This is a genomic window from Nocardioides sp. Z13_37, assembly GCF_058355585.1.
This window is the reverse complement of sequence record NZ_JBZGDV010000009.1, coordinates 34,156-48,123: the sequence shown is the minus strand read 5'-3', so window position 1 is coordinate 48,123 and position 13,968 is coordinate 34,156. Positions and strand designations below refer to the sequence as shown.

Genomic DNA, 13,968 nt, shown 5'->3' with positions numbered 1-13,968 from the left:
TAGCCTCGCGCCGATGTCACCCACCGGCCCCCAGACACCTGTAGCACCCGACCCGCTGGTCTTCCGCACCCGCCCGGGCAACCGGCGCCGGCTGACCCCGGACGCGCAGGCCGAGGTGGACCGCCTCGCCGCCTCGGGTGAGGCGTCCGCGTGGCTCAGCCCGCTGGCGTACAACCTCACGATCAGCCACAGCCACCGGTTCGTCTGGTACCGCGTGGCCAAAGTCGCCACCCGCACGATCCGCCACCACTGCGAGACGCACGGCGTGAGCATGGACGTCGACCACGCGATGCGGGTGCGCTACCCGCTGGCCAGCTTTGCCGACTACTTCGCCTTCGCCTTCGTGCGCGACCCGCTCGACCGCTTCGTCTCGGCGTGGCAGGACAAGGTCGTCGACCACAACTACTACGGCTTCGACCCGGCCACCCACGAGCGGATGCAGACGGTCGAGGAGTTCGCCCGCTGGACCGCGGGCCACGACCTGGCGGCCGTGCCGGGCACCGACCAGCACCTCACCCTGCAGAGCCGGATGATCGACCTCAACCGCGTCGACTTCGTCGGGCGGCTGGAGACGTTCGACCGCGACTTCGCCGAGGTGTGCGAGCGCATCGGCGCCCCGGCGGTGCCGACCGCGCCGAGGAACCAGACGGCGCCCGGCGGTCGCGACCGGCGGGCGTCGGCCGAGCTGGGCGAGCTGGTGGCGCGGATGTACGCCCGCGACTACCAGGTGTTCGGCTACGAGCCACAGGGCTGAGCCTCCTGGGCACCCGGAAGGCAGTTCGCGTGTCGGCACCCTGGTGCCGCGCGTGACCGTGGCCTGTCCCTGGCCGAACTGCCGACATGATGCCCCCCGGTGGGCCGACCGACAGCACTGACGGCCACGCACAGCAAGCGCGACCAGGGGCCTACGCCTGACCCAGCCGCTTCAGCGCCTGCCGGACGAGGGCGGGATCGGTGGTCGACCACATCGGCGGCAGGGAGGCCTTGAGGAAGCGGCCGTAGCGGGCGGTCTCCAGGCGCGGGTCGAGCACGGCGACGACCCCGCGGTCGGTGGTGGTGCGGATCAGCCGCCCGGCGCCCTGGGCGAGGAGCAGCGCGGCATGGGTGGCAGCGACCTGCATGAAGCCGTTGCCGCCGGCCTGGTCGGCGGCACGCTGGCGCGCCGACATGAGCGGGTCGTCGGGCCGCGGGAAGGGGATGCGGTCGATGATCACCAGCTGGCAGGTGTCGCCCGGGACGTCGAGGCCCTGCCACAACGACAGCGTGCCGAACAGGATCGTGTGGGGGTCCTCGACGAACTGCTTGGCGAGCTCGGGCAGCTGGGCGTCTCCCTGGGCGAGCGTCGTGAGGTGGGGCAGCCGCGCGCGTACGGCCTCCGCGGCGGTCTCCGCCGCGCGACGGGACGAGAAGAGGCCGAGCGTGCGGCCGTCGAGGGCGTCGACGAGCTCGCAGATCTCGTCGAGCTGCGCCGGGCCGAGCCCGTCGCGTCCGGGCTGCGGCAGGTGGCGGGCGACGTAGAGGATCGACTGCTGGCCGTAGTCGAAGGGCGAGCCGACGTCGATGCCCTTCCACGGCAGCGCCGTGTCGGGGTCGGCCGGGGGGACCTGCGAGTCGATGCGCTCGGTGGGCTTGAGGCCGAGGGAGGTGGCGACGGCGCCGAACTCGCCGCCCAGCATCAGCGTGGCGCTGGTGAAGACGACCGTCTTGTCGCTCAGCAGCTTGTCGCGCATCGGGCCCCACACCTGGAGGGGGGCGACGTGGAGCCGCGCCGGGAACCGGTCTCGCGCCTCGCCGAGCCACAGCACGTCGGCCTGCGAGCCGGCGGCCATCCGCTCGGCGTTGACGAAGATCTCCTGCACCATGCCCTTGGCCTGGGTGCGGCCGGCGTCGCCCTCCCCCTCGCCACCGGACTCGCGCGGGAACGCCGACAGGCACGCGCGGGCGGCGTCGCGGACGAGCACGAGCGCGTCGGAGAGCTGGGTCGACACCTGGTCGATGCGGCCGGGCGGCGTCGCCTCGAACGCCTCGGCCAGCTGCTGCGCGGCGTCCTCGAGGTCACCGGCCGGGTCGCCGTCGCCGTCGGTCCACCGGCTGGCGCGACGGGCGGCACGCTCGATGTCGGGCACCCCGAGCTCGTCGGTGGCCGCCTGGGTGACCCGTGCGGTGAGCTCGTGGGCCTCGTCGATGACGACGGTGTCGTAGTCGGGGATCATCGGCACGTCCTCGATCGCGTCGATCGCGAGGAGGGAGTGATTGGTGACGATCAGGTGGCTGCGGTGCGCCTTCTCGCGGGCCAGCTCGGCGAAGCACTCCGCCCCGAACGGGCACTTGCTCGCGCCGAGGCACTCGCGGTGGTTGACCGAGACCTGGCGCCACTCCCGGTCGGTGTGGCGCGGGGCGTTGTCGCGCTCGCCGCTGCCCTTCTGCTCCGACTCCTGCTCGGCCCACGCGCGCAGCTCGAGGACCTTCTCGGCCATGGCGCCCAGCGGCACGTCGACCAGCGTGCCCTGGTCGTCGGGGACGCCGGCGCGGACCCGGTGGAGGCAGGCGTAGTTGGACCGCCCCTTGAGCACGGCGTAGGACGTGTCGAGGCCGGGCACGTGCTTGACCGCCTCGACCAGCCGGGGCAGGTCGCGCTCGACGAGCTGGTGCTGCAGGGCGAGGGTGGCGGTGGCGACCACGACACGCTTGTCGTGGAGCATCGCCGGCACGAGGTAGCCCAGCGACTTGCCGGTGCCGGTGCCGGCCTGCACGAGGAGGTGGCGACCCTCCTCCATCGCCTCGGCGACCTCGGTGGCCATCTGCACCTGGCCGTCGCGCTGCTGCCCGCCGAGGGCGGCGACCGCCGTGCTCAGCACCTCGGCGACGGGAGTGCCGACGGAGGGAGAGGCGGTGGCGGTCTCAGGCACCAGAGCACCCTACGTGGCGGCGCCGACGCTCCGTCGTACGCCGTCCACAGCGGCGCTCAGTAGTTCTTCTTGCGACCGATCTGGCGCTCGATGCGGCGCTCGGGCTGGCCCAGCACCTTGGCCAGGATCTTGACCCGGTAGCGATAGGCGATCACGCCCAGGACGACGATCAGCAGGATCCACAACATGGGGCTGAGCGTACGCCGTGCGGCAAGACCTCTCCCGCGAGTTGCGGACTTCCGGGGGCATGCATGCCCCGAGAAGTCCGGGTTTCCCCGGTTGACCGGGGAAACCACCGACGCCACGGCGAGCGCCGCAGCAGCGAGGGGGTCAGACGACCGCGCCGGAGTCCTCCCGGGCCCGCTCGACCTTCTCCTTCTTCACCCGGCTCATCGGCCACTTCTCGTTGAAGTAGGTCAGCAGCGGTGTGGCGACCACGACGGAGGAGAACGTGCCGACCACCAGGCCGACGAGCAGCGCGATCGCGAAGTCCTGCAGCGAGTCGCCGCCGAGGAAGACGAGAGCGGCCAGGATGAACATCGAACCGAGGCCGGTGTTGACCGTGCGCGGGATGGTCTCGACGGCGGCCTTGTTGGAGATGTCGATGAACTTGTCGTCGGGCTTGGACCCCCACCACCGTTCGCGGATGCGGTCGAAGACGACCACGGTGTCGTTGACCGACAGGCCGACGATGGTCATCGCCGCCGCGAGGAAGATGCCGTCGATGGGCTTCTGCAGCCACGCGAAGAGCCCGACCACGAGGATCACGTCGTGCGCCATCGCGAGCACCGCGGCGACGCCGAAGGTCCACTTGAAGCGGATGGCGAGGTAGAGCAGCTGGGCGAGGAAGGCGACGCCGAAGGCGATGAGCGCGTTGTTGCGCAGCTGCTCACCCAGCGAGGCGCCGATCTGCTGGTCGTCGACCTTGTCGACCTCGCCGCCGACGGCAGCGAGCTCGTCCTCGATGCGCTGCTCCTCGTCGTTGGAGATCTCCCCGGTGCGGACGGTGAAGTCGGCCGTGTCGGCGGACTGGACGACGGCCTCGGGGAAGCCCGCGGCGGCGACGGCCTCACGCGCCTGGTCGACCGAGATGTCCTTGCTGACCGAGTAGTCGAGCTGGCGGCCGCCGGTGAACTCGACGCCGAGCTGCAGTCCCTGGGTCGCGATGCCGGCGATCGCCACGATCAGCGCGGCGGCGGAGATGCCGAGCCACGTGCGACGACGGCTCATCAGCTGGGGCTCCTTGCGGTCCAGCCACTCGCGGACCTTGCCGACCGAGCCGAGCCCGCTGACGGCCGGGTGACGCCCGACGGCCTTGTTGGAGACGGCGACGTCACACAGCACCCGGGCGATGATCAGCGCCGAGATCATCGAGGCGATGACACCGATGGAGAGCGTGACACCGAAGCCCTTGATCGGGCCCGAGCCGAGGAAGAACAGCAGGCCCGCGGCGAGGAGGGTGGTGATGTTGGAGTCGATGATCGCGCTCCACGCCTTGTTGAAGCCGACCTGGAGCGCCCGCCTCAACCCGGCGGATGGGTAGGCCTGGTACTCCTCCCGGGCTCTCTCGAAGACGAGCACGTTGGCGTCGATCGCCATGCCGATGGCGAGCACGAATCCAGCGAGGCCGGGCAGGGTCAGCGTGGAGCCGAGGCCGACGAGCATGGCGTAGGCGAGCAGGGCGTACGACGCCAGCGCGAGCGTCGCGGCGAAGCCGACGAGCCGGTAGACGAAGATGATGAACAGGCCGGTCAGCGCGATGCCGATGATGCCGGCCTCGACCGAGGCGTCGATCGCGGCCGCGCCCAGGGACGGGCCGACGAGGCGGTCGGAGATCGCCTTCAGCTCGAGCGGCAGCGCGCCGCCCTCGATCAGCGCGGCGAGGTCCTTGGCCTCGGTGGAGGTGAAGTTGCCCGTGATGTCGGTGGAACCGCCGCGGATGCCGACGTCGCAGCCGACGCCCTCGTTGACCTCGGGCGAGGAGATGATCTCGCCGTCGAGGACGATCGCGATGCGGCGCTTGGGGTCGCCCGTCGGATTGCAGGCGGCCTTGCCCGTGATGTCGGCCCAGGTGCGACCGCCCGGACCGTTGAAGTCGATCGCGACGACCCACTCGACGCTCTGGTCGCGCTGCACGGCGCTCGCGCCGCTGATCTCCTCGCCCTGGATGACGGTGGGCCCGACCTCGAGGCTGTCGCCCTGGTCGGAGGGCAGGACGAGGTTCTTCTTCTTGCTCGGCTCGGCGTCGGGCTGGGCGGTCGCGATGACCTCGTGGATCGTCAGCTTGGCCGTGGTGCCGATGCGCTCCTCGGCCTCCTGCGCCTCCTCGTCGCTGGTGACGCCCGGCAGCTCGACGAGGATGCGGTTGTCGCCCTGGCGGACCAGGGTGGACTCGGCGACCCCGAGGGCGTCGACGCGCCCGCGGAGGACCTGCAGCGTCTTGTCGACGTTCTCGGCGTTGGCCGGAGTCTGCTCGGTGCCCTCCGCCTCGAAGACGAACTGCGCGCCGCCCCGGAGGTCGAGACCGAGGTTGGGCTTGACGTTGAGGGCGAGCGCCGCGCACCCGGCCAGCAGGCCGAGCACGAGGATGAAGCGGACCCAGACACCACGTGACATGCGCGACATCCTCCACCACGAGTCTTCGAACGCCCCAATCAGGGCACCGAGGGCTCAACGCGCGGCCCCGAGCGAAGGTTCCGGACCCCCTCGACAGGGGTCGCCGCCCGGGTGTTGTGTGGTGAGACTGCGGCCGATCCACGGCCGCGCTCTCGGGAGGGCACATGTCCACACGCAGGAGAACGACCAGTGGCGTACGGCTGGCGGCCGTCGGCGCACTGGTGGCAGCAGGGTTGGCCGCAGGGGCCGGGGTCGCGAGCGGGGCGGGAGCACCCGACCGCGACGACGGGCGTCGCGAGGTCGCCCGCACCGCGTCCGACGACACCACCAAGATCGTGATGGTCCGGGCACCGGAGGTCGAGGACCGCAACGAGGTGATCGCGCTCGGTCTCGACGTCACCGAGCACGCCACCGAGCGCGGCATCGAGGTCGTCCTGCACGACGACAAGGACGCCGAGGCCCTGCGCGACGCGGGCTTCACCTGGACGGTCACCGTCGACGACCTCGAGGCACTCACGCGCGCCAACCGCCAGGCCGACCGGGCCTACGACGCCCGCGTCGAGACCTCCGCCCTGCCCAGCGGCCGGACGTCCTACCGCACCTACGACGACTACCAGCGCGACATGACCCGGCTCGCCCGGCTCTACCCCACGCTGACCAAGCCGCTCACCCTCGAGAACCCGACGGTGCTCGGCGAGCGCATCCGCGGCCTCGAGATCAGCGTCGACGCGCCCGACGTGCGCGACGGCAAGCCGGTCTTCCTGCTCATGGGCGCGCACCACGCCCGCGAGTGGCCCAGCGCCGAGCACACGATGGAGTTCGCCTTCGACCTGCTGGAGTCCTACTACGCCCGCGACCGCGCCGTCCGCAACCGCGCCCGCCGGGTGCTCGAGGACTCGCGCGTGATCGTGGTGCCGGTCGTCAACGTCGACGGGTTCAAGATCTCGCGAGGCGCGGCGCCGCTCGGCGACTTCAGCACCTTCGACTACGAGATGAAGCGCAAGAACTGCTCGATCTCGGCGGCCACCCCGGCCCAGTACCGGACCGGGACGTGCGAGGACAACCCCGCCGGCCGGCTCCGGGGCACCGACCTCAACCGCAACTACCCCGGCTTCTGGGGCGGGGGCGGCGCGAGCCCGATCTGGTCCAGCGACACCTACCGCGGCGACGGCCCCGGCAGCGAGCCGGAGTCGGACGCCGTGCGCAAGCTGATCTCCAAGCGCTCCGTGACGGTGATGATCTCCAACCACACCTACAGCAACCTGGTGCTCCGCCCGCCGGCCATCGCGGCCACCGGCCTCGCACCCGACGAGCCGGAGCTCAAGGCGCTCGGCGACGCGATGGCGGCGCAGAACGCGTACACCAGCCAGGCGTCGTACCAGCTCTACGACACCTCCGGCTCCACCGAGGACTGGAGCTACTGGATCACCGGCGGACTCGGCTACACGATCGAGATCGGCGACGAGGGCTTCCACCCCGCCTACGAGGAGGCCGTCGTCGGGGAGTACCTGGGCCAGGCCCCCGCGGACAGCGCCGGGCTCGGCGGCAACCAGGAGGCCTACTGGCTCGCCGCTGAGGCGGCGGCCGACGACGGGCTGCACTCCCGCATCCGCGGCACCGCGCCGGCCGGGCGCACGATCACGGTGTCCAAGCACGTCGTCTCACCGACGTCGCCGGTGATCCAGACCGACGGCACGGTCGGTGAGCCCATCCTCTACGAGGACACGCTCGTGACCGAGTACGCCACCGACCGCGGCGGCCGGTTCGTCCTCGACGTCAACCCGTCGACGCGCCCGCTCGTCGCCGGCCGCTACGGCCGCTACCCCGAGGCGCCGCCCCAGGCGCCGGTCACGCTCGTCAACCCCGCCGGCGTCCCGGCGGTGGGCAGCAGCGAGACGACGACGTTCGAGGTGCAGGGCCTGCCCGCGGCCGACAACGGCTATGCGGTGGTGACGGTGGGATGGCCCTCCGACGACGCCGAGGCCTACGACTGGGACTTCACCCTCATCGGCCCCGACGGTACGCCGGTGGGCTCGGGCGCGACGCTCAGCAACCCCGAGGTGATCCGGGTCCCCGACCCGCAGCCGGGCACCTACACCCTGGTGGCCGACAACTACGCGGGCGGCGACGCCGCCCACGACTGGACCGGCCAGGTGACGTTCGAGAGCCCCGACCCGCCGATCGACACCGGGGTCAAGGAGGCGTGGGTAGTCTCCTGCACCGATCGTCGCGACCGCGTGCTGGGCACGCGTGAGGTCGTCGTCGACCGGGGCGAGATCGTCGGCGTCGGCGACGTCTGCCGACGCGGCCGGCTCAAGGACTGAGGTCCGCCACGCCGCGTGCGCCCGCCGACGAGCTCAGCGGGCGTACGCGGCCAGCTCGCCGGCGAGGTCGGCGTTGGCCCGGCCCACGACGAGCGTGCCGTCGCCGGTGTGCTCCATCGAGCCGATCTCGGCCTCCTGGTGGATCCGGTTGACCAGGTCGCCGCGGTCGTAGGGCAGCAGCACGTCGAACTCGACCTGGGGGCGGGGCAGCTCGGACTCGATGGCGCGCAGCGCGTCCTCGATGCCCTCGCCGGTCTTGGCGCTCACCACGACGCTGTGCGGCTCGCGCGCCCGCAGCCGGCTGATCACCAGCGGGTCGGCCGCGTCTGCCTTGTTGATCACGATGATCTCGGGGACCTTGGTGGCCCCGATCTCGGCCAGCACCTCGCGCACCGCCGCGATCTGGCCCTCGGGGTCGGGGTGCGAGCCGTCGACCACGTGGAGCAGCAGGTCGGCGTCGGCGACCTCCTCCAGCGTCGAGCGGAACGCCTCGACCAGGCCGTGGGGCAGGTGGCGGACGAAGCCGACGGTGTCGGACATCGTGTAGATGCGCCCGTCGGAGGTCGTCGTACGACGGGTGGTGGGGTCGAGGGTCGCGAACAGCGCGTCCTCCACCAGCACGCCGGCGTCGGTCAGCCGGTTGAGCAGGGAGGACTTGCCGGCGTTGGTGTAGCCCGCGATCGCGACGCTGGGCACGTGGTTGCGGCGGCGGGACTGGCGCTTGACCTCGCGGGTGCCGCGCATCTCCTTGAGCTCGCGGCGCAGCTTGGCGATCTTGGTGTTGATGCGGCGCCGGTCGGTCTCGATCTTGGTCTCGCCCGGGCCGCGGCCGCCGATGCCGTCACCGCCGGCAGCCCGGCCTCCGGCCTGGCGGGACAGGTTGCCGCCCCAGCCGCGCAGGCGCTGCTTCATGTACTGCAGCTGGGCCAGCTCGACCTGCGCCTGGCCCTCCTTGCTCTTGGCGTGCTGGGCGAAGATGTCGAGGATCAGGGCGGTGCGGTCGACCACCTTGACCTTGATCTTGTCCTCGAGGTTGCGCAGCTGGCTCGGGGCGAGCTCGCCGTCGCAGATCACGGTGTCGGCGCCGGTGGCCTGGACGATCTCGCGGATCGCCTCGACCTTGCCGCGGCCGATGTAGGTGGCCGGGTCGGGCTTCTGGCGGCGCTGGAAGACAGCCTCGAGCACCTCGGAGCCGGCCGTCTCGGCGAGCGCCGCGAGCTCGGCCATCGAGTTCTCGGCGTCGGTCACGCTGCCCTCGGTCCACACGCCGACGAGCACGACCTTCTCCAGGCGCAGTTGGCGGTACTCGACCTCGGTGATGTCCTGGAGCTCGGTGCGCAGGCTCGCCACGCGGCGCAGGGCGTGCCGCTCGGCGAGCTCCTGCGCGCCGACGGTGAGCTCCTCGGGATCGGGCTCGTCCCAGGCATCGGTCGAGGCGTCGTCGGCGTAGCCGGACTCGATGTCGTCCTCGATGTCGTCCGCGAGCAGCTCGTCGTCGAGCTCGATCGTCTCGTCGTCCCAGCCGCGGGTGGCGTCGAGCGCGTCGCGCAGGTTGAAGTCAGGTGCGTTCGTCATATGCCGCCCAGCCTAGGTCGCGCCGCCTCGCCTGCGCGAACGGTTTCGCGCAGGGCTGACGGCGACGTCCGCCGGTACCCGCCAGCGCGGGTCGTACGCGTCCTGCCCGGCGCTGCGTCGTACGAACGCGCTGCGTCAGGCGCGGTGCCGGCCCGCCGGGGCGGGGGCGGCCGGCCCGGTGAGCGTGCCCACGTCGACGAACTCGTCGCAGGCGGCGCGTACGTCGGGGGGCGTGTGCGTCGGTCCGACCACCACGACCCTGACGCCCGCGGCGTGCAGGCGGTGGAGCAGGGGGAGCATCGAGGTCATGTCGCCGGCGACGACCACCTCGTCGACGGCGGCCTCACGGGCGACGTCGACGGCGTCGATGGCCAGGGCCACCCGGGCCTGGTCGTCGTCGTCGGCGAACTGGTGGAACGAGTGCAGCCCCTGGCGGCGCAGGTGCTCGACCCACGAGCCGAGGTCGGAGCGGCTCCAGTCGGCGTAGGCGCGGCACACCGTGATCGACCCGCGGCCGTCGAGGCGCTCGAGCAGCCCGGCAGCGACCTCCTCGGGGATGCGACGCGCGTCGATCAGCACGGCCAGCCGGCGCGCCTGCACCGGGTCGGGCCCGGCCGGCCGGCGCGGAAGGGCTCGCGTCGCGGGCGGGGTCGCGACGCTGGGACGCGGCGACGCCGGTCCCGGTGCCCGGGCCGGCGGTGGGACGGGATGCGGTGCGCCCCCACGGCGCGCGCCCACCCATCGTCGTACGAGCGAGGCGAGCTCGCTGTCGTCGCTGTCCGCGCCGGCTGTCGCCGGGCGCGGCTCCATCAGGTTGGTCATCGTGAGCCCCCCACAGGCTGTCCTGGATGTTCCCCCCAGCACGATCCTCCATCGCGGGCCGCGGCGGCGGCGATCGGGCGAATCCGGGCCGTCGGTCTGGACCAGTGGAGCCCGGGCGTCAGCCCGTCCCGCAGGGGGCAGGCATCACTTGGGAGGCATCCGGATGCCGCCGTCGACGCGGATCGTCTCGCCGTTCATGTAGGAGTTGGTCAGGCACTCCACGACCATGCTGGCGAGCTCCTCGGCCCGGCCCAGGCGCTTGGGGAACAGCACGTTGCGTCCGAGGTTGGCCTTGAACTCCTCGGGCTCGGGGAACGAGTCGTAGATCGGGGTGTCGATCAGGCCGGGCGCCACGGTGTTGAGCCGGATGCCGGCCGCGGAGAGGTCGCGCGCGACCGGGAGCGTCATGCCGACCACGCCGCCCTTCGAGGCGGAGTAGGAGGCCTGGCCGATCTGGCCGTCGAAGGCGGCGACCGAGGCGAGGTTGACGATCGCCCCGCGCTGGCCGTCGGCGTCGGGCTCGTTGCGGCTCATCACCGTCGCGGCCTGGCGGGTCATGTCGAAGGTGCCGATCAGGTTGATCTCCACGACCCGGCGGAACGCGTCGAGGTCGTGGGCCTGCTCGAGGAGCCCGTCGCGGCCGATGGTGCGCTGCGCCCAGCCGATGCCGGCGGAGTTGACGCACGCGCGCAGCGGCGCGATCTCGGCGGCGGCCTCGACGGCGGCGGCGACCTGGTCGGTCCTGGTCACGTCGACCGCGGCGAAGACGCCCCCGATCTCAGCGGCGAGCGCCTCGCCCTTCTCGGCGTTGAGGTCGGCGACGACGACCACGGCACCCCGCGCGGCGAGGGCCCGGGCGACGGCGGCACCGATGCCGCTCGCGCCGCCGGTGACGATGGCGGAGGATCCGGTGATGTCCATGCGTCGGATCCTAGGCGCCCGGTCGTTGCGCCGCGGCCACCGCCCCGAGGGGCCGGATCGGCACCTGCCGGAGCTGCGGGGCGGGTCGTCAGAGGTCGGTCTCGCCGCGGGCGACGAGCACCGCGGGGCCGGTCATCAGCACGCGGTCGTCCTCGGTCCACACGACGTGCAGCGTGCCGCCGGCCACGTCGACGCGGTAGGTGGTGCCGCGCGGGGCGTCGTCGGCCAGCGCCGTGGCGACCGCCACCGCGCAGGCGCCGGTGCCGCACGAGCGGGTCTCCCCCGATCCGCGCTCGTGGACGCGCATCGTGACGTGGCGCTCCCCGCGGCGCACCACGAACTCGACGTTGACGCCCTCGGGGAAGACGGCGTCGTCGTGCTCGGGAGGCTCGACGAGCGGTCCCGGCTCGGCGAGGTTGTCGACGTACGCCACCGCGTGGGGGTTGCCCATCGAGACGTGGCGCGCGGGCCACGTCCGGCCCATCACCGACACGCTCGTCTCCCCCAGCACCTCGGGGGCGCCCATGTCGACGGTGAGCTCGTCGCCGGACCGGTCGACGACCTTGACCCCGGCGCGGGTGAGGATCCGCATCGGGAACGGCTCGCCCTCGAGGTCGTGGAGGTAGCGGGCGAAGACGCGCACGCCGTTGCCGCACATCTCGCTGACCGACCCGTCGGCGTTGCGATAGTCCATGAACCACCCGCCGTCGCGGCGCACCGCCCGCAGCACCCCGTCGCCGCCGATGCCTGCGCGGCGGTCGCAGAGCGCGCGCACCCGCTCGGCGTCCATCTCGCCGTCGGCCTCGCCGTGGACCGTGCCGTCGGGGTCGGGCAGCACCACGAAGTCGTTCTCGGTGCCGTGTCCCTTGAGGAAGGGGTAGCTCACGCCGCCAGTGTGGCAGGCGGGGCGAGCCTCAGCGCGGGTCGACCACCTTGGCCGACCCCTTGCCGCGACGGCTGGGCTCGGCGACCGCGGTCATCCGCTTGCGGGGTCCGAGCTCGATCGCCGTCGCCGCCCCGATCTCGGCCGCACTGGTGAACGCGTCACCGGCGGGCGCCAGGGTGTGGCCGAGGGCCGTCAGCGCCGGGCCGTAGGCCGCGATGAACTCCGGCTCTGCCGTCACGCTGGCGGTGTTGCGCTGCGTGGCGCGCGGCGCCGCGATGGCCTCCTCGATGGTCATGCCGAGGTCGATCCGGTTGACCAGCATCTGCAGGACGGTCGTGATGATCGTCGAGCCGCCGGGCGAGCCGAGCGCCAGGAACGGCTTGCCGTCCTTCAGCACGATCGTGGGCGACATCGAGCTCCGCGGCCGCTTGCCGGGCTGGATGCGGTTGGGGTCGGCGGCGTCGTAGACGGTCGAGAAGTCGGTGAGCTCGTTGTTGAGCAGGAAGCCGTGTCCGGGCACGACCATGCCCGAGCCGCCGGTCTGCTCGATGGTGAGGGTGTACTCCACGACGTTGCCCCACCGGTCGGCGACGGTGAGGTTGGTGGTGGAGATGTTCTCCGTGTCGGCGTCGGTGGTGCCCTTGGCCGACGTCGGCGAGCACACGCCGTCGTACGAGGTCACGTCGCCGGCGGCGACCGGCTTGGTGGCGGCCTTGGCCGGGTCGAGGGCGCAGGCGCGCTCGGCGGCGAACCGGTCGTCGAGCAGCCGCTTGACCGGGACGTCGACGTAGGCGGGGTCGCCGACGTACTTGCCGCGGTCGGCGAAGGCCAGCGCGCTGGCCTCGAGGTAGTGGTGGAGCGCCTGCTCGGCGGTCATCGCGGAGAGGTCGTAGCGCTCGAGGATGTTGAGCGCCTCGCCGACCGTGGTGCCGCCGGAGGACGACGGCGCCATGCCGTAGACCTCGTGGCCGCGGTAGGTCGTGCGGCTCGCGCGCTGCGAGCGGACCGTGTAGTCGCGCAGGTCGCGGGCGGTCAGCCAGCCGGCCGGCACGGGGAGCGCGGTGCCCTTGGCGGTGCGCGGCTTGCGGACCACGTCCGACATCAGCCGGGCCAGGCGGCCGCGGTAGAACGCCTTGGGGCCGCGCTGGGCGATGAGGTCGTAGGTGTCGGCGAGCTCGGGGTTGCGGAACACCGAGCCGACCTTGGGCGCGTCGCCCCTGGGCAGGAAGAGCTTCTTGGTGTCGGGGAACGCCGCGAAGCGCACCTCGTTGTCGAGCGTCTGCTGGCGGAAGGTCTCGTCGACCTCGAAGCCGCGCCGCGCGACCTTGGTGGCGGGCGCGAGCGCCTCGGCCAGGGAGAGGGTGCCCCAGTTGGCGAGGGCCTTGTCCCACGTCGCCAGGGTGCCGGGCGTGCCGACGCTCGCGCCGCTCGTGACGAGGTCGGGGGTGAAGGTGTAGGGCTTGCCCGTGGCGGGGTCGATGAAGGCGTCCTGCGGCATCTTGCGCGGAGCCGTCTCACGGCCGTCGAGCGTGCGGACCTTGCCCGACCTGGCGTTGTAGAGCACGAAGTAGCCGCCACCGCCGATGCCGGCGCTGTAGGGCTCGGTCACGCCCAGAGTCGCGGCGGCCGCCACCGCGGCGTCGACGGCGTTGCCGCCCGCCTTGAGCACCTTGAGCCCGGCCGCACTCGCCTCGGGGTCGACCGTGCTGATCGCGCCGCCCTTGCCGACGGCCGTGGGGTCCTTGACCGTGGGTCGCTCGGAGGTCGGCGCCGGTGCGGCGGAGGGCGCCTGGGTCACCGGCTGGGCGGGCACCGGCGATGCGACGAGCGATGCGGCGACCGCCAGTCCGCTGGCGGCCGAGACAGTGGCGGTGACGCGGCGGGCGAGGTGGGGCATGGGGTTCCTCCCGAGAGT

General features: G+C 72.4%; 10 protein-coding genes. 2 read left to right on the top strand and 8 right to left on the bottom strand.

The window, feature by feature from the left end:
* The first annotated feature begins 13 nt into the window (after nt 1-13).
* Nucleotides 14-754, top strand: coding sequence for a sulfotransferase family 2 domain-containing protein (locus AC4H2S_RS18695; RefSeq protein ID WP_491498488.1), 741 nt, complete (start codon nt 14-16; stop codon nt 752-754).
* A gap of 151 nt (nt 755-905) precedes the next feature.
* On the opposite strand, the gene AC4H2S_RS18690 is transcribed toward AC4H2S_RS18695, so the two are convergent.
* The 3 genes from AC4H2S_RS18690 to secD all read right to left on the bottom strand — a co-directional run bounded on the left by AC4H2S_RS18690 (nt 906) and on the right by secD (nt 5,525).
* Nucleotides 906-2,909, bottom strand: coding sequence for an ATP-dependent DNA helicase (locus AC4H2S_RS18690; RefSeq protein WP_491498487.1), 2,004 nt, complete (start codon nt 2,907-2,909; stop codon nt 906-908).
* A gap of 56 nt (nt 2,910-2,965) precedes the next feature.
* Nucleotides 2,966-3,097 (bottom strand): hypothetical protein, encoded by a 132-nt coding sequence (locus AC4H2S_RS18685; RefSeq protein WP_491498486.1) that lies wholly within the window; start codon nt 3,095-3,097, stop codon nt 2,966-2,968.
* A gap of 142 nt (nt 3,098-3,239) precedes the next feature.
* A complete protein-coding gene (secD, locus tag AC4H2S_RS18680; protein WP_491498485.1) occupies nt 3,240-5,525 on the bottom strand; it encodes a protein translocase subunit SecD in 2,286 nt (761 codons plus the stop codon).
* 164 nt (nt 5,526-5,689) lie between these two features.
* On the opposite strand from secD, the gene AC4H2S_RS18675 reads away from it, so the two are divergent.
* Nucleotides 5,690-7,849, top strand: coding sequence for a M14 family zinc carboxypeptidase (locus AC4H2S_RS18675; protein WP_491498484.1), 2,160 nt, complete (start codon nt 5,690-5,692; stop codon nt 7,847-7,849).
* 33 nt (nt 7,850-7,882) lie between these two features.
* Here AC4H2S_RS18675 and hflX read toward each other — a convergent pair whose 3' ends face one another.
* The 5 genes from hflX to ggt form a co-directional block, all read right to left on the bottom strand.
* Nucleotides 7,883-9,424, bottom strand: coding sequence for a GTPase HflX (gene hflX / locus AC4H2S_RS18670; RefSeq protein ID WP_491498483.1), 1,542 nt, complete (start codon nt 9,422-9,424; stop codon nt 7,883-7,885).
* A gap of 135 nt (nt 9,425-9,559) precedes the next feature.
* Nucleotides 9,560-10,246: an NYN domain-containing protein gene (locus tag AC4H2S_RS18665; RefSeq protein ID WP_491498482.1), complete on the bottom strand. Its 687-nt coding sequence runs from the start codon at nt 10,244-10,246 to the stop codon at nt 9,560-9,562.
* 144 nt (nt 10,247-10,390) lie between these two features.
* Nucleotides 10,391-11,167, bottom strand: coding sequence for an SDR family oxidoreductase (locus tag AC4H2S_RS18660; protein ID WP_491498481.1), 777 nt, complete (start codon nt 11,165-11,167; stop codon nt 10,391-10,393).
* 88 nt (nt 11,168-11,255) lie between these two features.
* Entirely contained in the window at nt 11,256-12,053 is a 798-nt protein-coding gene (dapF, locus tag AC4H2S_RS18655; RefSeq protein WP_491498480.1) for a diaminopimelate epimerase, read from the bottom strand.
* Between the two features lie 28 nt (nt 12,054-12,081).
* A complete protein-coding gene (gene ggt, locus AC4H2S_RS18650; RefSeq protein ID WP_491498479.1) occupies nt 12,082-13,950 on the bottom strand; it encodes a gamma-glutamyltransferase in 1,869 nt (622 codons plus the stop codon).
* Nucleotides 13,951-13,968: the final 18 nt, after the last annotated feature.

Coding starts and splice junctions, on each gene's coding strand:
- ggt (WP_491498479.1), bottom strand. CDS start 13,950: ATGCCCCACCTCGCCCGCCGCGTCACCGCCACTGTCTCGGCCGCCAGC.
- secD (WP_491498485.1), bottom strand. CDS start 5,525: ATGTCACGTGGTGTCTGGGTCCGCTTCATCCTCGTGCTCGGCCTGCTG.
- AC4H2S_RS18665 (WP_491498482.1), bottom strand. CDS start 10,246: ATGACCAACCTGATGGAGCCGCGCCCGGCGACAGCCGGCGCGGACAGC.
- AC4H2S_RS18660 (WP_491498481.1), bottom strand. CDS start 11,167: ATGGACATCACCGGATCCTCCGCCATCGTCACCGGCGGCGCGAGCGGC.
- hflX (WP_491498483.1), bottom strand. CDS start 9,424: ATGACGAACGCACCTGACTTCAACCTGCGCGACGCGCTCGACGCCACC.
- AC4H2S_RS18695 (WP_491498488.1), top strand. CDS start 14: ATGTCACCCACCGGCCCCCAGACACCTGTAGCACCCGACCCGCTGGTC.
- AC4H2S_RS18675 (WP_491498484.1), top strand. CDS start 5,690: ATGTCCACACGCAGGAGAACGACCAGTGGCGTACGGCTGGCGGCCGTC.
- AC4H2S_RS18685 (WP_491498486.1), bottom strand. CDS start 3,097: ATGTTGTGGATCCTGCTGATCGTCGTCCTGGGCGTGATCGCCTATCGC.